This is a genomic window from Paraburkholderia sp. LEh10 (assembly GCF_017814945.1).
GTDB lineage: Bacteria > Pseudomonadota > Gammaproteobacteria > Burkholderiales > Burkholderiaceae > Paraburkholderia.
In genome coordinates, this window is the sequence record NZ_JAGIPX010000013.1 from 23,555 (window position 1) to 42,965 (window position 19,411).

The 19,411-nt window shown below is 64.1% G+C and carries 19 protein-coding genes; 6 read left to right on the forward strand and 13 right to left on the reverse strand.

Features of this window, described 5'->3' with window-relative positions:
- Positions 1 to 102: 102 nt before the first annotated feature.
- Positions 103 to 3,615 carry a pyruvate carboxylase gene (locus J8I87_RS13305; RefSeq protein ID WP_209931925.1) on the reverse strand — a complete coding sequence of 1,171 codons (3,513 nt, stop codon included), beginning with the start codon at positions 3,613 to 3,615 and terminating at the stop codon, positions 103 to 105.
- 284 nt (positions 3,616 to 3,899) lie between these two features.
- The gene (locus tag J8I87_RS13310; protein ID WP_209931926.1) at positions 3,900 to 4,091 is read right to left on the reverse strand and encodes a hypothetical protein; all 192 of its coding nucleotides are present in this window, start codon (positions 4,089 to 4,091) and stop codon (positions 3,900 to 3,902) included.
- Between the two features lie 324 nt (positions 4,092 to 4,415).
- On the opposite strand from J8I87_RS13310, the gene J8I87_RS13315 reads away from it, so the two are divergent.
- A complete protein-coding gene (locus J8I87_RS13315) occupies positions 4,416 to 5,294 on the forward strand; it encodes a hypothetical protein (RefSeq protein WP_209931927.1) in 879 nt (292 codons plus the stop codon).
- A 76-nt stretch (positions 5,295 to 5,370) separates the two neighbouring features.
- On the opposite strand, the gene J8I87_RS13320 is transcribed toward J8I87_RS13315, so the two are convergent.
- The 5 genes from J8I87_RS13320 to J8I87_RS13340 all read right to left on the reverse strand — a co-directional run bounded on the left by J8I87_RS13320 (position 5,371) and on the right by J8I87_RS13340 (position 10,965).
- On the reverse strand, positions 5,371 to 6,216 hold the full coding sequence (locus J8I87_RS13320; RefSeq protein WP_209931928.1) for a DUF1989 domain-containing protein: 846 nt from the start codon (positions 6,214 to 6,216) through the stop codon (positions 5,371 to 5,373).
- Positions 6,217 to 6,309: 93 nt separating this feature from the next.
- Entirely contained in the window at positions 6,310 to 7,041 is a 732-nt protein-coding gene (locus tag J8I87_RS13325; protein ID WP_209931929.1) for an ABC transporter ATP-binding protein, read from the reverse strand.
- Positions 7,029 to 8,843 carry an ABC transporter permease subunit gene (locus tag J8I87_RS13330; protein ID WP_209931930.1) on the reverse strand — a complete coding sequence of 605 codons (1,815 nt, stop codon included), beginning with the start codon at positions 8,841 to 8,843 and terminating at the stop codon, positions 7,029 to 7,031. Before J8I87_RS13330 ends, J8I87_RS13325 begins: the two co-directional genes overlap by 13 nt.
- A 3-nt stretch (positions 8,844 to 8,846) precedes the next feature.
- Positions 8,847 to 9,746, reverse strand: a complete 900-nt coding sequence (locus tag J8I87_RS13335; protein ID WP_209931931.1) for a branched-chain amino acid ABC transporter permease — start codon at positions 9,744 to 9,746, stop codon at positions 8,847 to 8,849.
- Positions 9,747 to 9,771: 25 nt separating this feature from the next.
- The gene (locus J8I87_RS13340) at positions 9,772 to 10,965 is read right to left on the reverse strand and encodes a branched-chain amino acid ABC transporter substrate-binding protein (protein WP_209931932.1); all 1,194 of its coding nucleotides are present in this window, start codon (positions 10,963 to 10,965) and stop codon (positions 9,772 to 9,774) included.
- A 256-nt stretch (positions 10,966 to 11,221) separates the two neighbouring features.
- On the opposite strand from J8I87_RS13340, the gene J8I87_RS13345 reads away from it, so the two are divergent.
- Positions 11,222 to 12,466: a D-amino acid dehydrogenase gene (locus J8I87_RS13345; RefSeq protein ID WP_209931933.1), complete on the forward strand. Its 1,245-nt coding sequence runs from the start codon at positions 11,222 to 11,224 to the stop codon at positions 12,464 to 12,466.
- The gene (locus tag J8I87_RS13350; protein WP_209931934.1) at positions 12,463 to 13,239 is read left to right on the forward strand and encodes an aspartate/glutamate racemase family protein; all 777 of its coding nucleotides are present in this window, start codon (positions 12,463 to 12,465) and stop codon (positions 13,237 to 13,239) included. Before J8I87_RS13345 ends, J8I87_RS13350 begins: the two co-directional genes overlap by 4 nt.
- Positions 13,240 to 13,296: 57 nt before the next feature.
- Here the strand turns inward: J8I87_RS13350 and J8I87_RS44685 are convergent, their stop codons facing one another.
- Positions 13,297 to 13,782, reverse strand: a complete 486-nt coding sequence (locus J8I87_RS44685; RefSeq protein WP_313064448.1) for a porin — start codon at positions 13,780 to 13,782, stop codon at positions 13,297 to 13,299.
- Here J8I87_RS44685 and J8I87_RS44690 point away from each other — a divergent pair.
- A complete protein-coding gene (locus J8I87_RS44690; protein WP_245253906.1) occupies positions 13,752 to 14,558 on the forward strand; it encodes a hypothetical protein in 807 nt (268 codons plus the stop codon). The genes J8I87_RS44685 and J8I87_RS44690 overlap by 31 nt on opposite strands.
- A 369-nt stretch (positions 14,559 to 14,927) precedes the next feature.
- Here the strand turns inward: J8I87_RS44690 and J8I87_RS13365 are convergent, their stop codons facing one another.
- The 3 genes from J8I87_RS13365 to J8I87_RS13375 all read right to left on the reverse strand — a co-directional run bounded on the left by J8I87_RS13365 (position 14,928) and on the right by J8I87_RS13375 (position 16,509).
- Positions 14,928 to 15,401 carry a VOC family protein gene (locus J8I87_RS13365; protein ID WP_209931936.1) on the reverse strand — a complete coding sequence of 158 codons (474 nt, stop codon included), beginning with the start codon at positions 15,399 to 15,401 and terminating at the stop codon, positions 14,928 to 14,930.
- A 126-nt stretch (positions 15,402 to 15,527) separates the two neighbouring features.
- Positions 15,528 to 15,728, reverse strand: coding sequence for a DUF2905 domain-containing protein (locus tag J8I87_RS13370; protein ID WP_209931937.1), 201 nt, complete (start codon positions 15,726 to 15,728; stop codon positions 15,528 to 15,530).
- A 76-nt stretch (positions 15,729 to 15,804) separates the two neighbouring features.
- On the reverse strand, positions 15,805 to 16,509 hold the full coding sequence (locus J8I87_RS13375) for a Crp/Fnr family transcriptional regulator (protein ID WP_209932043.1): 705 nt from the start codon (positions 16,507 to 16,509) through the stop codon (positions 15,805 to 15,807).
- A 191-nt stretch (positions 16,510 to 16,700) separates the two neighbouring features.
- On the opposite strand from J8I87_RS13375, the gene J8I87_RS13380 reads away from it, so the two are divergent.
- Entirely contained in the window at positions 16,701 to 17,468 is a 768-nt protein-coding gene (locus tag J8I87_RS13380) for a class II aldolase/adducin family protein (protein ID WP_209931938.1), read from the forward strand.
- A 117-nt stretch (positions 17,469 to 17,585) separates the two neighbouring features.
- Positions 17,586 to 18,611 (forward strand): 2-dehydropantoate 2-reductase, encoded by a 1,026-nt coding sequence (locus tag J8I87_RS13385; RefSeq protein ID WP_209931939.1) that lies wholly within the window; start codon positions 17,586 to 17,588, stop codon positions 18,609 to 18,611.
- A 19-nt stretch (positions 18,612 to 18,630) separates the two neighbouring features.
- On the opposite strand, the gene J8I87_RS13390 is transcribed toward J8I87_RS13385, so the two are convergent.
- Together J8I87_RS13390 and J8I87_RS44695 are read right to left on the reverse strand one after the other, a co-directional pair.
- Positions 18,631 to 18,885, reverse strand: a complete 255-nt coding sequence (locus tag J8I87_RS13390; protein WP_209931940.1) for a hypothetical protein — start codon at positions 18,883 to 18,885, stop codon at positions 18,631 to 18,633.
- 39 nt (positions 18,886 to 18,924) lie between these two features.
- Positions 18,925 to 19,155 (reverse strand): hypothetical protein, encoded by a 231-nt coding sequence (locus J8I87_RS44695; RefSeq protein WP_245253907.1) that lies wholly within the window; start codon positions 19,153 to 19,155, stop codon positions 18,925 to 18,927.
- Positions 19,156 to 19,411 lie beyond the last annotated feature (256 nt).

Consider the following 19,411-nt stretch of genomic DNA (forward strand, 5'->3'; position numbering starts at 1 on the left):
CGTCTCGAGGGACTCTCGCGGCGCCCTCCTGATGTGCTGGAAACAGGTCTGGAGCAAGCCGTAGCGTTTGCTCCCGTCCTGACCCGGCGCTCGTGCGCACAGTCAGGCGTCCATGTCCTTCAGTTCGATCAGAAGGTCCTTCGCGGCCACCCGGTCGCCCGGCTGGACGTGGACCGCGGCAATCTCGCAGTCGCGCTCAGCCGCGATGTGCGTTTCCATTTTCATCGCCTCCAGAGCGACCAGCGTGCTGCCGGCCGACACACGCTGCCCGGGCCGCACCGCGACCGTGACAACCGATCCCGGCATCGGCGCGGCGACGTGCTGCGCATTCGCCGGATCGGCGACGGGCCGGCCTTTGCGCGCGGGTCCCGCATGCACCGCGCTGCGCTTTTCCACGACGGCCGTGCGCGACTGTCCGTTCAGCTCGAACTGGACTTTGACCATGCCCTCTTCGGCATCGGCATTCTGTCCCTGTAGCGACACCAGCAGCGTCTTGCCCGCGTCGATATCGACGGCGACTTCTTCCTGCGGCTGCAGGCCATACAAAAAGGCTGGCGTCGGCAACACGGAGGTGTCGCTGTATGCGCGCAGATGCGCGTGGTAGTCGACTGTCTGCTTTGGATACATCAGGTATGACGCAAGCTGCCTGTCGTCGAGGGGATGTTCGCAGGCCGCCTCGCCTTGTGCGCGTGCCGCGTCCAGGTCGACGGCCGGAAGCTGGTCACCCGGCCGATACGGCGCGGGCGGTTCGCCTCGCAAGACCTTGCGCGACAGGCCCGCTGGAAAGCCGTCCGGCGGGAAGCCGAGTTCCCCTCTGAACAACGAGACAACCGATTCCGGAAACGCGATTTCCTTCGACGGGTCGCACACGTCAGCCGCGCTCAGGTCGTTCGCCACCATCATCAGCGCCATGTCGCCGACCACCTTCGAGGTGGGCGTCACCTTGACGATATCGCCGAACATCCGGTTGACGTCCGCATACGCGCGCGACACCTCCGTCCAGCGATGTTCGATCCCGAGCGAGCGAGCCTGCTCGCGCAGGTTCGTGTACTGTCCACCCGGCATCTCGTGCCGATAGACATCCGCCGTGCCCGCGCGGATCTCCGATTCGAACGGTGCATAGTAGCGACGCACGCCTTCCCAGTACATCGACGCTTCGTGCAGCCGTTCCAGACTGAGCCCCGGATCGCGCCCGGTGCCCGCGAGCGCGGCGGCAATGCTCGACAGATTCGGTTGCGAGGTGAGGCCGCTCATCGCGTCGAGCGCGCCGTCGACGGCATCGCATCCGGCATCGATCGCCGCGAGCGCCGACGCGGCGGAAATGCCACTGGTGTCGTGCGTATGGAAGTGCACAGGCAAGCCCGTCTCTTCCTTGAGCGCCTTCACGAGCGCCGCGGCAGCCTGTGGACGGCAGATGCCCGCCATGTCCTTGATGCCCAGAACATGCACGCCGGCGCGCTGGAGTTCACGCGCGACGCCGACGTAGTATTTCAGGTCGTACTTCGGCCGCGAAGCGTCGAACAGATCGCCCGTATAGCAGATGGCGCCTTCGCACAGCGCACCGCTTTCGCACACCGCGTCGATCGCGACGCGCATATTGCGCACCCAGTTCAGCGAATCGAACACGCGGAACACATCGACGCCCGCGCTCGCGGCCTGCTGCACGAAGAAGCGCACGACATTGTCCGCGTAGTTCGTATAGCCGACGGCATTCGAGCCACGCAGCAACATCTGGAAAAGGATGTTGGGCACGCGTTCGCGCAACTGCGCAAGGCGCTCCCACGGATCTTCCTTCAGGAAGCGCAGCGCCACGTCGAAGGTCGCCCCGCCCCAGCATTCCATTGAAAAGAGCTGCGCAAGCTCGCGGGCGTAAAACGGTGCGATCGGCAGCATGTCGGCCGTGCGCATGCGCGTGGCAAACAACGACTGGTGCGCATCGCGCATGGTCGTGTCCGTCAGCAGCACCTGCTTCTGGTCCAGCATCCAGCGCGCGAACTTTTCGGCGCCCAGTTCGCGCAGACGGTCGCGAGTCCCTGTCGGCAACGGGCCGGAAGTATCCACGGCGGGAAGCACGGGTCTCGCCAGCGGCAGCGACGGCAGCGAGCGTCCGCCCATTTCCGGATTGCCGTTGACGCACACCTCGCCGAGATAGCGCAGCAGTTTGGTCGCCCGGTCACGCCGTTTCGTAAACGCGAGCAGCTCCGGCGTCAGGTCGATGAAACGCGTCGTCACGTCGCCTCGCCCAAAGGCCGGATGGTTGATCACGTTCTCAAGAAACTGCAGGTTCGACGCGACACCTCGAATGCGGAATTCGCGCAGCGCGCGGTCCATCCGCCGGATCGATTCGGCGGCAGTCGGCGCCCACGTGGTCACCTTCACCAGCAGCGAATCGTAATACGGCGTGATCACCGCGCCGCCGTAAGCCGTGCCCGCATCGAGGCGCACGCCGAATCCCGCGGCGCTACGGTAGGCGGTGAGCCGCCCATAGTCGGGCAGGAAGCCATTGTCGGGATCTTCCGTGGTGATCCGGCATTGAAGCGCATGCCCGTTCAGCGGAATCTCAGCCTGCGCCGGCACACCGGCGGCACGCGTGCTGACGGCGCCGTCGTGATCCAGCCTGTCTTCCGTGAGCCCGATCGTGCCGCCTTCCGTAATGCGGATCTGCGCCTTGACGATGTCGACGCCGGTGATCACCTCGGTCACCGTATGTTCGACCTGGATGCGCGGATTCACCTCGATGAAGTAGAACTGGCCCGAGTCCGCGTCCATCAGAAATTCGACGGTCCCGGCGTGCGTGTAGCCGACCGCGCGCATCAACCGCAGCGCGGACTCGCATAACTCGGCACGTTTCGCGTGATCCAGGTAAGGGGCGGGCGCCCGCTCGACGACTTTCTGATTGCGCCGCTGCACGGTGCAGTCCCGCTCATGCAGATGCACGAGATTGCCGTGCGCGTCGCCGAGCACCTGCACCTCGACGTGGCGCGCATGCCGCACCAGCTTCTCGACGTACACCTCGTCATTGCCGAACGCGGCGAGCGCTTCGCGCCGCGCCGCGGCCAGGGCCGTTTCGAGATCCCGCTCGGTTTCGAGCACCCGCATGCCCCGCCCGCCGCCGCCCCAGCTTGCCTTGAGCATCAGCGGATAGCCGATTCCGGCCGCGAGGCGCTTGCATGCGTCCAGGTCGCGGGGCAACGGGTCCGTGGCGGGCATCACGGGCACCCCGGCCGCGATCGCCGCGTTGCGCGCCGCCACCTTGTTGCCGAGCATGCGCATGACGTCCGGCGTGGGGCCGACCCAGCGTATGCCCGCATCGATAACAGCTTGCGCGAACTCAGGGTTCTCCGAGAGAAAACCGTAACCCGGATGAATGGCGTCGACCTTTGCCTGTCTTGCGACGCGCAGAACATCGTCGATATCGAGGTAGGCGGCGAGCGGCTTTTTGCCCTCACCCACCAGATAGCTCTCGTCGGCCTTGAAACGATGAAGCGCGAGCCGGTCTTCCTTCGAGTAGATGGCCACGGTCCGGATGTCCATCTCGGCGGCCGCGCGCATCACGCGGATCGCGATCTCGGAACGGTTGGCGATTAACAGGGATCTGATCGGGGCGTAGTTCATGTAGACGGAAACTCTTAGATGGTCGCGACACGCCCGCAAACCAGGGTGTCGCAAGTGGGCAGCCGTTCGCACTCACCTTCAGCCGCGCTCGGCGCAAAGGCGGCCGATGGAACTCATTGCATACTAGGCCCGCGAAGCGGACCGTGATTGTCAGAAAGCGCCATTGGCATGTGCGCGCGAGCCACACCGCGCACGCGCATGTTCAGATTAGATCGAAAGCCGCGCCGTTGCGCGCTGAAGCCGATCGTGAGGAGGAAACGGCGCGGCAGCGATCTATTCAACCGCTAGTCGAGGGTTGCGAATGGCACGTGGGAATCCATCCAGTCGTAGTGACCTTGTCCCGTTGACCATGCCCAGTTCGTGAAGGATTCCGATGGGCCCTTTTTGCTTTCGTCGCCCGCATCGCGCTGTTGCGCGCTCGCCTTCAAATCGTAATCGACGTGTACCGATTGTCCCCTGCCTGCTACGCGATTCATTGCGGTCCTTCCTGTTAAGTTTGGCTGAAAAATTGCTCCGCTACTGGACAGCAAGAACCAAGCCAGCTTGCATGACCGCTCGAAGCGGTTGATTTATCAACCTTCCACCGTTCACGGCGTCAAAGTCTGGTTTCAGTATTGAACTCTGGCATTTCGGATTTGAGTAATTCGCGCGCACGGCGGGCACCGCTGCGCTTCTCCAATGCGCCGCCAAAGTCTCGCCACAGACTCGGTTAGCCAGCGAACTTAACGACACTTCAGACGTTTGCCTGTCACGCACGGCGTTGTACGATTCCTTATCAATAACCATAAAGGGAGGGCTTCATGGACAGAAGCTCGAGGCGGACCTCGGCCGTCGTATTACTGGCCGCAGGCTGTGTGTTTTCGGCGTCGTCGCACGCGTACAACGCAGCCGAGGATGCCGACGCGCAGGACCGGGAAGTGAAGGCCGCCTACGATCGCGGCTACAAGGCGGCAAAAGAGGAATACGCGCGCGAGGCCGCCACCCGGCAGAGTGCCTCGCCGAACACAGCCAACGCGCCGCCCGCAACGGCAGCGCCAACTCAAAAGACTTCGACGCCGCCCGTGCGCAAGCCGATCCTCGACATCAAGCACGTGTACAGCGACACGAGCGACGTCGAAACCGTGCAGGAGGTGCCCGTCACGGCAAGACCGCTACCCGGCCAGCAAAGCACGCAGACGCCTCCCGCCACCGAAGCGCACGCCGCGCCGCCGCAGCCGGCGGCCCGGCGCTTCACGGCCGATGCAGCCGAAGCCGCCGACGCCTCGGCTGCGCCCGCGCCGCGACAGAACCAGCAACCGGTCCGAAGCGCGGATGCGCAAGTGCGCAACAGCAGTACGCGGCCCTATACGGGACGCACGGCGCAGTATGTGACGCCGCCGCCGCAGGTCGCCGACGACGAAGACGAAGCCGGCGATGAAGCCGTCGCGCCGCGCGCGGCACAGGTGTACACCACGCAGCCTCGCTACGCACCCCGGCCGCAGCCGCAATACGCGCCGCCACCCGCGGCGATGCGGCCAGCGCCGCAGCCGTACGGCTATGTGCAGCAACCAGCGTATGCGGCTCCGCGCCCCTATCCGTACTATTCGCCTCCCGCGCCCTGGGTTGCCCAGTATCAGCCGGCACCGCAAACCGGCCGTTGGTACTGGTCGCCGGAATATGGGCGCTGGCTTTACTACTGAACGGTTGAACCGTCGAAGGGGACGGCGTGGCCGAAAGCAGAGCGGCATCCACCCGCTCGCGGCTGTCCCCGATCGATTACTTCCAGTCCGGCTGCTGCAGCGTCAAGCCGTGCTGACCCTTGTAGGCAGCGACGGGCGGCGGCGACCATCCGTCGAGCAATTGCGGCGCGAGCCGGTAAACATCGACGCCGAGCGGCCTGCACACTTCGAGCGGATCACGCGCATCGGGGCCCCACATCGGCAGCGACAGGTCGCCGCCCGGACACGTCGATAACGCACACAGCAAGTCGATCTCCGCAAAGAACTCCAGATAGTCGCCCTTTTTTGCCGGGCATGCCTTCATGAAGTACTTGTCATCGAGATTCAATCCCGTGCACTGGAAGACGTTCAGGACATCGTGGACGTCGTACTCGGTCAGTCCATATGGCGCGATGGCGCGAGTCAGGTTCGAATGGCAATGAAAGTGGAAGTCCTCCCCCGTCAGCATGCGGTTCACGTAGGGATCGCAACGGGTGCCAAGCAGATCGTGAACGCGGCCGCCATGCTCGTCGATGCCATAGTCTGCCAGGCTGTCGTCCGTGATCGTCACCATCGGGCGCAGAAACGGAAGCGTCGACCATAGCCGGTCGAAGGTGCTCACGTGCGCCGCCTGAAGCTGGCGCGTGCGCGACGCCCACATCCGTTCGCGCGGATTGTGCAGATTCCATAGATTGAGGTCCGCAACCTGCGGCCCCTCGATCGTCACAATGCGGAAAACATGCCCGGCTGGCACCGTCCACGCGCGGCCCGAACGTATCGGAACGACGATCGACTCGACCAGCTCACGGCCATCGTGCTCGGCCGCGATGCGCCGATAGAAGTCCTTGTCGACGTCGAGCGCGGAACCTGTTGTCGACTGATAGGCGGCAGGGTAGTTCAACATGAGGTCGCTCCTTGAAAAAGCGGTCAGCGTGCGCAGCCTGGCACGGCGCCGGCACCCGTCACATTCACGTGATGCCGGCACAGGCCTCGCCCGTCAAGCCGCCGACGACGCACTGCCTCCAAGATACGCGGCGCGGACCCGGCTGTCGTTGACGAGATCCCGCGACGCGCCCGACAGCGCCATGCTCCCGCCTTCCAGCACATACGCCCGGTGCGCGATGCGAAGCGCCTGTCTGACGTTCTGCTCGACAAGCAGCACCGCCGCGCCTTCCGTACAGACATCCGCGATCATGCCGAAGATCGCGCGGACCAGTTTCGGCGCGAGCCCCATCGACGGCTCGTCGAGCAACACGAGCCTCGGCTTGAGCATCAACGCGCGCGCGATGGCGAGCATCTGCTGTTCGCCGCCGCTGAGCGTGCCCGCCAGTTGGCCGCGCCGCTCGCCGAGCCGCGGAAAGGTCTCATAGAGGGAGCCGACACGGCGTTCGAGCGCGGCAGCGTCGCGGCGCAACAGATAGCCGCCAAGCCGCAGGTTCTCTTCGACGCTCAGCGCGCCGAACACGCGCCGCCCTTCAGGCACGTGTCCGATGCCGAGCGCGACGATCTGATGGGAATGCATGCCCGTCAGCGGCCGTCCGGACAGCGCAATCCGTCCGGCGCGCGGCCGGATCAGGCCCGAGATGGTCCTGAGCATCGTGGTCTTGCCCGCGCCATTGGCGCCCAGCAGTGCAACGATCTCGCCCGCTCCGACATCGAGCGAGACGCCATGCAATGCCTCGATATTGCCGTAGCTCACGCGCAGATCGCGGACTTCTAGGAGTTCCACAGCGACTTCTCCCCGCTGGCGACATCGCCCGTGTCATCTTCGTCAGCCGTGCCGAGATAAGCATCGATCACACGCGGATCGCTCTGGACCTGCGCGGGCGGACCCTCGGCGATGATCACGCCGTGATCCATCACGATAATCCGGTCCGACACGCCCATGACCAGCGTCATGTCGTGTTCGATCAGCAGCACCGTGACGCCCAGCGCGCGAATGCGCCGGATCAGCTCCATCAGCGCGTGCTTCTCGGTCGGGTTCATCCCGGCGGCCGGCTCGTCCAGCAGCAGCAGGCGCGGATTGCTGGCCAATGCGCGCGCGATTTCGAGCCGGCGCTGATCGCCGTACGGCAGATCGGCCGCGTATTCGCGCGCCCGCGCGGCAAGGCCGACCATGTCGAGCCAGCGCATCCCTTGCGCCTCGTGTTCGGCCGCCTCGGCGTGGGCGGACGGCGTCCCCATCAGTTCGGCGGCAAGCGGCGTATGCAACCGGTGGTCCATCCCCGTCAGCACGTTCTCGAACGCGCTCATGTGCCCGAACAGGCGAATGCCCTGAAAGGTGCGAGCGATGCCGCGATGCACGTTGCGGTGCGGCGCGCCGCCGCCGAGCGGGGCGCCGCACCAGAACAGACGCCCGGCGCTCGCGCGGATCACGCCCGTCAGGCAGTTGAAGACCGTCGTCTTGCCCGCCCCGTTCGGGCCGATCAGCGCAAGAATCTCGCCGCCGCGCACGTCGAAGCTGATTCCTCCCACCGCCAGCACGCCGCCGAAGCGGCACGCCAGATCGCGAACCTCGAGCAGTGTTTCGCCCGCCCCGGTCGTGACGGCGGGCGGTGCGGGCGCAGGCGCCACGCCCGACAGATCCGCCTGCGGCATCGCGTGTTTTGCGCGGACAGGCCACAGGCCTTGCGGTCGCAGCAGCATCAAGATCACGAGCGCGACGGCAAAGCCGAAGATGCGCCACAGGTTCAGAAAGCGCAGCAATTCCGGCACACCGGCGACGATGATCGCGCCGAGAATCACGCCCGGAATGCTGCCCCGTCCGCCGAGCACGACGATGATGAGAATCGTCACGGATTGCAGATACGTGAAGCCCGTGGGATCGATGGTGCCGAAGCGCGCGGCGAACAGACTGCCCGCACTGCCGCCGATCAGCGCGCCCATCACGTACGCGAGAAGCTTCACGCGCAGTGTCGGAACGCCGACCGCCTCGGCGGCCGCCTCGTCCTCGCGGATGCTCGTCCACGCACGCCCGAGCCGCGACCGGCCAAGACGCACGGCGAACAGCAGCACGACGACGAGAAACGCCATGCCCAGTTCGAACACCGCGCGCGGCGAGCTGATCTCATAGCCGAACAGACTCGGGCTCGCGATCCCGTAGATTCCGTTCGGACCGCCCGTGATGTCGAGATTGGTCGCGACGATGCGCGTAATCTCGCCGAAGCCCAGCGTGACGATGGCCAGATAGTCGCTGCGCAGACGCAGCGTCGGATAGCCGATCACCACGCCCGACACGCCCGCAAACGCGAGGCTGAACGGCAGCGTCTCCCAGAACGAAAAGCCCAGCAGTGTTTCGAGCAGGGCCGTCGTGTACGCGCCGATCGCGAAGAATGCCGCGTAGCCGAGATCGAGCAGCCCCGCATAGCCGACGACGATATTCAGCCCGAGGCCGAGGATCGAGTACGTGACGATGGTCAGCGCGACATCGACCACGTAGTTGCTGGAGAAAGCCGGCAGCGCGACGGCGATGGCGAGCAGCCCGACCGTGACGATCGTCGGCCATGCTGGCATCGAAGCCGGTGCGCGCATGGGCTACATCCTCTCGACGACGCGCTCGCCGAACAGGCCCGTCGGCTTGACCACCAGCACCGCGATCAGCACGCCGAACACGAACACGTCCGTCCATTGCGACGACACATAGCCCGCGCCGAATGCTTCGAGCAGGCCGATCAGCAGGCCGCCCGCCATCGCACCGGGAATATTGCCGATGCCGCCGAGCACGGCCGCCGTGAAGGCGCGCAAGCCGAGCACGAAGCCCATGAAAAAGTTGATCTGCGTATAAAAGAGACCCTCCATCACGCCCGCGACGGCCGCGAGAACCGAGCCGATGAAGAAGGTGAGCTGGATCATCCGCTCGACGTCGATCCCCATCAGGCGGGCCGCATCCTGATCGATGGCGAGCGCGCGCATCGCGGTGCCGAGGAACGTGTGATGGACGAAAAAGTAGAGCCCCAGCATCAGCGCGAAGCTCGCGGCAACGATGCCGATCTGCGCAAACGTGATTTGCACGTCGAGCAGATTCAGCCCCGTGTGCGTGAGCAGGTGCGGATAGGTGCGAAAGCCGGCGCCATAGATCAGCAGCACGGCGTTTTCGAGCGCCAGCGAAATACCCAGCGCGGTAATGAGGATCGACAGGCGCGGCGCGCGCAGCAGCGGCTGATAGGCGACGCGCGCAATCGCGACACCGAGTGCGCCTGTCGCGACCATCGAAGCCGCGAATGCGGCGAGCAGCGCCAGCGCGAGGGGCAGATGCGCGCTGGCGAGCGCCGCGAGGCTGGTCCAGCCGATGAACGCGCCGACCATGAACAGGTCGCCATGCGCAAAATTGATGAGCCGGATGATGCCGTAGACCATCGTGTAGCCGAGGGCCACGAGCGCGTAGAACGAGCCGATCGTCAGCCCTTCGACGACGTACTGGAAAAAGGTGCTCATGGCCTCGACAAGTCCGCCGCAGCGCCTATTTCATCGCCACCCAGTTACCGGCCGCGTCCTGTCTCTGGTAGGCCGTGAACTGGTCGTTACGCACGATGATCGTGATATAGACGGCGCGGGTTCGATCGCCCTTGGGATCGAAACCGATCGTGCCTGTCAGGCCTGGATAGTCCTTGATCTTGTGCAGCGCGGCGACGATTGCCTTCGGATCAGCCGATTTCGCATCGGCGATCGCCTTCGCCGTGACGGCGACGGCGTCGTATTCGTACACCGAATAGGGGCCTGGGGCCTGGCCGTAGGCCTTCGTATAGTCGTCGACGTAGCCGTGCGCGCCGGAAAGGAATTGCGCGAGCGGAGAGGTCGTGATGATCATGCCGTCGGCGGCCGGTCCGGCCGTTTTCATCAGCGTCGGGTCGTTGGTCGCGTCGCCGCCCATGAGCGTCATCTTGAGGCCCAGTTGCCGCGCTTCCTTCACGAGCAGTCCCGCTTCCGAGAAGTAGCCGGTGTAGTAGATCACGTCCGGTTTCAGCGACGCGACTTTGGTGAGAGTCGGCGAGTAGTCCATCTGGCCAGGCGTGATCGAGTCGGCATAGACGACCTCGACGCCGCCTTTTTTGAGGGCTTCGACCGTGTTCTGCGCCAGTCCCTTCGAGTAGGTTGTGTTGTCATCGATGACGGCCGCGCGCTTCGCGTGCAGCGAATTCTTGATGAAGCTGGCCGCGAACGGGCCCTGCTGATCGTCACGTCCAATGGTGCGGAACACATTGTCGTAACCCATTTCGGTGAGCTTCGGGTTGGTCGACGCATCCAGCACGAAGGGAATGCCGGAGCGGTGAAGCGCCGTCAACTCGGGCAACGCGGCACTGGAGCAATATCCGCCCGCCACCGCGACCACGCCCGCGTCGATCAGCTTCTGCGCGGCCTGCACGGCCGTTTGGGCGTCGCAGGCGTCATCCTCCGGCACGAGTTCGATCTGTTTGCCGAGCACGCCGCCCGCCGCGTTGATCTTCGCTGCCGCCAGCTTCGCGCCGTTCACGATATCCGCCCCGGCATTGGCGCTGCTGCCCGACAGCGGCACGGGTACGCCGATCTTGATGGTCTGGCTGTGCGCCGCTTCGGGCGTGAGCGCTGCGAGAGCCGCCAGCGCGACGATCGCGGCGCTGACGGTTTGCCGCAGAACGCGGACGGCGTCGGGCATGCCATTGTTCTGAGTATTCATGTTCGTGGCTCCTGACTGTGAATCCGACCGGACGCCCCGCGAGGCGGGTAAGCCAGCGGTCAGTTAGCGCAACGTAATGGATCGTCATGTTGCGGTATCGCGCGAGCTGGGATACAGCTGTCGCGCTAGCGGCGCAAAAGCGCCTTCTCCATGATAGATCCCGAAGTCCGCAAGGCCGGTATAGGGTATGCGCGTATAAATCACCCCTGCAGGCGGCGGCAGACTTATATTTCGTAGATCACGGCAGGAGGCGCGCGTGAAGAGCATCGTGCTGGGCGCCGGCATTGCAGGCGTGACCACGGCGTACTACCTCGCGCGGGACGGCCGCGCCGTCACCGTGCTCGATCGCCGTCCGGGCGTTGCGCTCGAAACCAGTTTTGCCAACGCCGGACTCGTCGCGCCGGGGCATTCGTACACCTGGGCTTCGCCGCGCGCGCCCAAAATCCTGCTGAAATCGTTATTCGTCGAAGGACAGGCGCTTCGGCTGCGGCTCAACGCCGATCCGCACATGTGGGCGTGGTGCGTGCTGTTCCTGCGCAACTGCACGGCGGCGCGCTCGCGCGAAAACACCGCGCGCAAGGTACGGCTGTGCCGCTATGCGCAGCATCAGCTGCAGCAGTTGACGGCAAACGAGCAGCTGCAATACGACGGGATCAGGCGCGGGCTGCTGTATCTCTATCGCGATGCGGCGTCGTTCGAGCGCGGCCGCGCGAACATGACGATCCTCGTCGAAAACGGCTTGCAACTCGAAACGCTCGATGCCGCGCAAGTCGCGCAACGCGAGCCGGCGCTCGCGCAGGCCCGCGAGCGCATTGCAGGCGCGATCTACTGTCCGACCGACGAAAGCGGCGACGCGCATCAGTTCACCCGGCAGTTGCAACGCGCGTGCGAGCGTCTCGGCGTGCGCTTCGTGTTCGACGCGCCCATCAGCAGGATCGAAGCCACGGCGGACAGGATCACAGGCGTCCGTACGTCGGCGGGGCTCATGGAAGGGGACGACTACGTGCTGGCGCTCGGCTCGTATTCGCCGATTCTCGCGCGGCCGCTCGGATACAGGCTGGCCATCTATCCCGTCAAAGGCTATTCGGCGACCTTTCCGGTCGGGCCCGCGCATCGTCCGCCGCAAATGGGCGGCGTCGACGAAAACCATCTCGTTGCGTGGGCGCGCTTCGGCGAGCGGCTGCGCTTCACCGCGACGGCCGAGTTCGCGGGCTATGACACGCATCACACGCCCGCCGACTTCGATTCAATCCTGCGCACGGCACGCGAGCTCTTTCCCGACGGCGCCGATTACACGAAGCCGGGCTATTGGGCCGGGCTGCGTCCGATGACGCCCGAAGGCACGCCGCTGATCGGCGCGACGCGCCACCGCAATCTGTTTCTGAACACGGGTCACGGACACATGGGGTGGACGATGGCGTGCGGCACCGCAAGACTGCTCGCCGACATCATGGCCGGGCGCACACCCGAACTCGACATGACAGGGATGACGATCAAATGAGCACGACCTCACTGCGTCAGGACGCCTATATGAAGCTCGATTGCGAGTTCGACGACGGGATCGCAAGCCGCGCCGCGATCGGTCTCGTCGTGCTGGCAACCGACCACACGATCGAACACGAATGGCGGCAGCTGCTCCGGCAAGACGGCGTCGCGTATTACGAAAGCCGTCTGGAGAACTCGCCCGACATCACGCCGGCGCGACTCGCGGAAATCGAGTCCCGCATCGCGCCCGCCGTCGGCCTGCTTCTGCCCGGCGAGCGGCTCGACGTGGTGGCATTCGGCTGCACGTCGGCATCCATGGTGATCGGCGAGGAGCGCGTGTTCGAACGCATACGCGAGGCGCGTCCCGGCATCGCGTGCACGACGCCGATCACGGCAGCCATCGCGGCGCTCGCTGCGCTGGAGGTGCGGCGGGTCGCGTTGCTGACACCGTATGTGCGCACCATCAACGACTTCATGCGCGACTACATCGACGCACGTGGAATCGGCGTGCCGCGCGTGGCGTCGTTCGAACATGCGGACGATAACGAAGTCGCCCGCATCGATGCCCCATCGATCCGCTCGGCAATCGCGCAACTCGCGCAGCACGACGATACGGACGCCGTGTTCGTCTCCTGCACGAGCCTGCGGGTCGCATCGTTGATTCCGCAACTGGAGGCACAGACGGGCAAGCCCGTTCTATCGAGTAACTTCGCGATGGCCTGGCATGCGTTGCGGCTTGCAGCCGTGCGCGACAGCGAGCCGCAGCTCGGACAGCTGTTTGCGGTGTAGCGGCGGGAAGCGCACCACGCGCGTGCCGGCCGCACCCGCCTGCCCCGCTGCGCGAAACTAGAAGCGGTGGGTCATGCCGAGCACAGCCAACGTCTGCGACGTGCCTTTCGCCTTGACGCTGACGAACGGCCAGCTCGTCGTCGCTTCGCCATGATTCTTCATGTAGCCGGCGCGGACGCAGAGGCTCGTGCGCTTCGACAGAAAATGGTCGTAGCCGGCCTGGATTCCCCAGGTGCTGTCGTCGGCGCCGCGCACGTTGCGGTTGATGCCTGTGATTTCGAACACATCGGCGGGCGTCGCCTGGATCGCCGCGCCCACTTCGGCAAGACTGTACGGATGCGAAGCGTGCAGCAGCGCCGCCAGCGAGCGCGCCGGCACATCCTTCGCGCGGTTGTACGAATAGTTGGCTTGAAGATTGACGATGCCGATGCGATACGCGAGCCCCGCCGAATAGTGCTCGGTATCGGCGAGCGTCAGCGCGACGGGCAGACCCGGAATGGTCTCGAACCCGAATGCTGGTACTGATGGGCAATGCCGGCGCACAGTCCGTAGCCGCTATACGATGCCGAAACATCGAGAATATTGCCCGTCGTCGCAGGCGTTCGAACCTGTTTCTGGTTCCGCTCGACGGCGAGCGCAACTGGTATCGCTATCACCGGCTGTTTGCGAGTTTCCTGCGTCACCGGCTGCACGCCGGTCATCCGGAGCGCGAAGCGCAGATCCATCGGGCAGCCGCACGCTGGTTCATCGAGGAAGCGCAGCCGATTCCCGCAATCGAGCATCTGCTGGATGCCGAAGAGCACGAGGCAGCGCTGGCGCAAATCGTCCGGCACTCGCGACGCCTGCTCGGCGCGGGCCGCATCCGTTTGCTAATGCGCTGGCTCGACCGCATCGGGCCTGCGCTGCTCGCGTCGGAGCCGCGCATCGGACTGGTTTACGCATGGGTGCAATGCGAAGCTCGGTGCGCACAACGGGACCCAGGCCGTCGCGATAGGACGAGAAAAGGGTTGGATCCCATGACGGCAGGCTTCGCAGTGCGCGACGCCGTGCACGGCTGCTTGCCCATGTCGAACGGGCGAGCCGCGTGTACGATAGAAAGTGTTGACCAGAGGGTTCAAGGAGGCGTCATGAAAGCGGTGTGCCCGCTGCACGGGCCAACGACCATCATCCGCACCAACGCGTACGGGTTTCCTGTGTATGCGTGCTGCTGCGAAGACGTGCCCTATGTAATGCCCCCGGACGCATGCACGAGGGCGCCGACTCAACGCGGCTCCGACCCGCAGCAGAAGCGGGAGCAAGAGAAGACGAAAAGAGAATGACGGCGGAGAATGACGGCGGAGAACGGGTCCGTCGTCCGGATACTGCAGCGGCTTCGGACGACGGACGTGCGCATTGCACTGGCAGGCAATACGGCTTGCACTCCCGTGCAAACGTTCATTTCAGCCCGGCGATATCGTTGTCTCACTCACACACCCGCTGAACTTTCCCGACCGGTACATAGAAAGAAGCGGCCTGCTCATCAGTAGGACGTTCCCTATCGCACCCTTTTATTCGAAGCTAGAGTTGCCGCGAGCGGGAAAAGCTACCCTCATGTGAAGCAGCCCGGCAATTGTTGCGCCGCGTAATTCGCATGAGCGTCGGCTGAACGCGTGCAACGCCAGCCGCGCTCTACCATGCATGGGTTCCCGCTAATTCGCCGCGCCCGAATAGGCCGCTTTCAGCGCGGCGACGTCGAACTTCGTCATGCTCATCATGGCCTGCGCAACGCGTGTGGCTTTTACTGGATCGGGGTCGGCCATCATCCCGATGAGATCGTTCGGAACGATCTGCCATGAGACGCCGAAGCGGTCCTTCAACCAGCCGCACGCCTCGGTCACGCTGCCACCTTCGAGAAAGGCGCCCCAATAGCGGTCGAGTTCCGTCTGATCGTCACAGTTGACCATCAGCGATATCGCGTGATTGAACGAGTCGGGTCCCTTGGAGCTCATCGCGATGAACGGCTGTCCAAAGAGCTCGAACTCGACGACCTTCGTCGAACCAGCACTTGGCACCTCCGTGACCCGAACCACGCGTGAGTCGGGAAAGATAGCCGTATAGAACGCAGCAGCCTCCTCAGCTTGCGTGGAGTACCAGAGAAAAGGCGTGATCTTTTGAATCGTCATCGAGAATCTCCTGTCAATGTTGGCGAAATGCGAAAGCAAGCCGCATGCTGCCGTTTGAACGACGAGGGAAGACCATCAAATTCGACATGCCGGGAACTCAATTTTCGACGACCGGCTCAGACGTGCTCAACGCCGCAAGAGCCACAGCAGCGCCGACAGCACGGCCGAAATCACGATGCACGTGACGATCGGGAAATGAAAGTTGAATCCGTCCCGGACGATATGAATGTCGCCGGGCAACCGGCCAAACGGGATGCGCGCGAGCCAGTGCCATCCGAGGCCAGCAAGAATGCACAGCATGCCAACAACGATGAGGAAGCGGTTCATGGTGCGTAGGGTCGCCGATGCCGTCATCATAGCCCAGGTCGAACCGTTCGAAGCGAATCAAAACGGGCGTTCGAGCCTACGGTCTGGACACGCCAGCACAAGCCGCACGCAATCGTTCGATATCCAGAATATTGATCTCGCCGAATTTCAGGCTCACTATCCCCTGGCTTTCAAGATTCTTGAGCAACTGATTGGTGGTCTGCCGTGTCAGCGAGACCATCGATGCAAGGCTGTCTTGCGAGAGCCGGATCTTGCTCTGTGTCGCATTGAGCCCGTCATACCCTTCGGCGATCATCAGCAGGCGGCTCGCGACGCGTTGCGCCGCCGGCAGCAACGTCAACGACTCGGCATTCTTGAACGACACCCTCAGGCGCTGCGCCATCAACAATGCGAAATCACGCCAGTAGCGCGGCGTCGTGTCGAGAAGGCTTTGCAACGCGGCTTCCGGCACATGCATGAACAACGCACGGGTCGCGGCGATCGCGTCGTGTGGACGCGGCAGCCCGTCGAACATCGAGATTTCTCCGACCCAGGCAGTCGGCCCCAGCACCGCGAGCAACGCTTCCTTGCCGTCGGCGCCAACCGTCCCGACCGCGAGCGCACCTTCGAGCACCGCATACAGGCCGTAAGACGGATCGCCGTATCGATACAGCACTTCTCCCTTTTCCAGCCGGAGCAGCGTCGCGTGGCTCACCAGATAGTCCCGCAACTCGACGGGCAGGCTGCGGAACCATGCAGTCGATTCAAGTTGTGGACGATAGCGCAGCAGCGTGGATTCCATGGACATGTCGACGTGTCGGCTATCCGACAGATTTTACGCGCGATTCCCGCCATCATGCGGCCACGGCGTCTGAAGACGCAGCGAGGCCGGCCGGCGCATCGCATTTTGATGCAAGCGTGCCCGATGCAAGTGCGCGCCGCGCCGTTGCAGTTTTCCGAATTGCTGGAACCCATTGAATAAGGAGTGTCGACGTGGCCTCAACTGATGTCAGCCTGAAGCACGCAGTTTCATCTGCCGAATGGGAAGCCCGGGTCAATCTTGCGGCGGCCTACCGTCTTGTCGCGCTGTTCGGCTGGGACGACCTCGTGTTCACGCATATTTCCGCGCGCGTGCCAGGCCCGGAGCACCATTTCCTGATCAACCCGTACGGGATGATGTTCGACGAGATCACCGCGTCATCGCTGGTCAAGGTCGATCTCGACGGCCGCAAGGTGTCCGACTCGCCGTATGACGTCAATCCTGCCGGCTTCAACATCCATAGCGCGGTGCATGCGGCGCGCGAGGACGCGCTGTGCGTGATGCACACGCACTCGATCAACGGCGTCGCCGTGTCCGCGCAGCAAGCGGGCTTGCTGCCGCTTTCCCAGCAGTCGCTCATCGTGCTCGCGTCGCTCGGCTATCACGACTATGAGGGCATCGCCCTCAACGAAGATGAGAAGCCGCGTCTCGTGCGCGACCTCGGCAGCAACACGTATCTGATGCTGCGCAACCACGGCCTGCTGACCGTCGGCGCGACGCCCGCGGACGCATTCGCCGCAATGTACTTCTTCGAAGCGTCGTGCATGATCCAGGTGCGGGCGCAGTCGGGCGGGTCGAAGCTCTCGCCGATCGCGCAACCGATCCTCGACGGCATCCGGCATCAAGCGATGCAGGCGACGCGGGGTGTCAGCGCAGGCGCGCTCGTATGGCCGGGGCTGCTGCGCCGGCTCGACCGCGCGAATCCCGGCTACGCGAGCTAACCCGCGCACTCGACGACGACAACAAGCGATGCGCAAAGCGAACGGCACGAGCGTAATGAGCCGGTCTTGCTGTTCAGCGCATCAATAGTGTCACCAGTCGGCTCAATCGGACATGGCATGGCAAAGATCTGTATCTACGGCGCGGGCTCCATCGGCTGCTACATTGGCGGACGACTGCTCGCGGGAGGAAGCGACGTCAACTTCGTTGCGCGTGAGCGCGTCGACAATATGCTGCGCACGCATGGGCTCACGCTGTCGCAGTTCGGCGAGCGCCGCTGGTCTGTGCCGCCTGCGCGCATCGATGCGTCGACGGACCGCGCCGCGGCCGCTGCGGCTGATCTGGTGCTCGTCACGGTGAAGTCCGCGGCGACACCGACCGTCGCGGTGGAGTTATCGAGTGTGCTGCGCGCCGATACGATCGTGGTCAGCTTTCAGAACGGCATTGGCAACGCCGACGTTTTGCGCGCCGCGTTGCCGCGCAATACGGTGCTCGAAGGCGTGGTGCCGTTCAACGTCGTCGAACGCGGCCCGGGCGCCTTTCATCAGGGCTCGGCAGGCGAGCTGGAAATCCGGCGCGCGCCCGGTATGCAGCCGTTCGCCGGCGACTTCGAGAAAGCGGGACTTCCGCTGGTCCAACACGTCGATATGCTGCCCGTGCAGTGGGCCAAACTGCTGCTCAACCTCAACAATGCGATCAACGCGCTGTCGAACCGGCCGCTAAAGGAAGAACTCGCCCAACGCGCTTACCGTCTGTGCCTCGGCATGGCGCAGAAAGAAGCGCTGGCGCTGCTTGCACGGGCGGGCATCGAGCCGGCGAGGCTGACGGCGATCCCGCCCGCGTGGATGCCGCGCGTCCTCGCGATACCCGATGCATGGTTCGCGCGGCTCGGACGCGCGATGTTGACGATCGATCCGTTGGCGCGCTCGTCGATGTCCGATGACCTCGCGGCGGGACGCGCGACGGAAATCGACTGGATCAACGGTGAAGTGGTCAAACTCGCCCGGCGCGTCGGGCGCAGGGCGCCCGTGAATGAGCGCTTGTGTGAACTTGTACGGCAAGCCGAGCGTAGCGACGTGCGTCCTTCATGGACGGGCGACGCGCTATTGGCCGAGTTGCGCGCCGCGACAAGCGGCTCCAGATAGATAAAAAGAAGGCCGCCCGTCACTCGTTGACACCAAGCAGATTCTCAATGTGTCCTTCGATGCGAGCGCGCGCCTCCGCGGCCGCCTGTTCCGTCGTGCGGGAAACCAGCGGAAAGGCGAGACCATTTCCCTTGAACATGCCCGCGTGGTGCACCCACGAGTTGTACGCGTACACGCCGGAATCACGCCGGACGAGGTTGATGGTCACGTTGTACGTGCGTTGCATTCCTCCCATTCGCGTGTAGGGGAATCTGTAGATCTCCGAGTGAATCATGAAATGCCTTCTCCTATCTCTCGCACTTCCAGCAATGACTTAATTGGCCAGGATCTCACATGGAGGACGCGGCATCGGCTCGTCGTCCACGAACGCGGTGCCGCATCGCACAGCAAATGCAAATGCCGATTGCCGGTTCGCGAAATGCCCCAGATCACCGAGCGATGTCGCTTCGCCATCCTCTTCGAGAATGGAAACGCGTGCGACAAAGGTATTCCCGCTTCTCGCAACGGACGGTTGAATCGCGATACCTCGATGATAAAAGTGCATGACGTCTCCTTGGTGTCCGGATGTATCTGCCAGTTCGCCCCCCACTTCTTGAATGCCAGCAACGCGATGAGAGAGCTCAGTGCGCAGTGTAAGGCATTTGTTAGCTACAACCAAGATGCATTGCGATCGGCTGCGTGCTTTATTGCCGCACGGGCAGGTAATGGAGTGTTGACATCAATTGCGCGCCGGCGGACGCAATCCTTTGGGCGTTCAATAAGGGGCATACCCTGGAAAAGACCGTCAAGCGCTGTGCGGC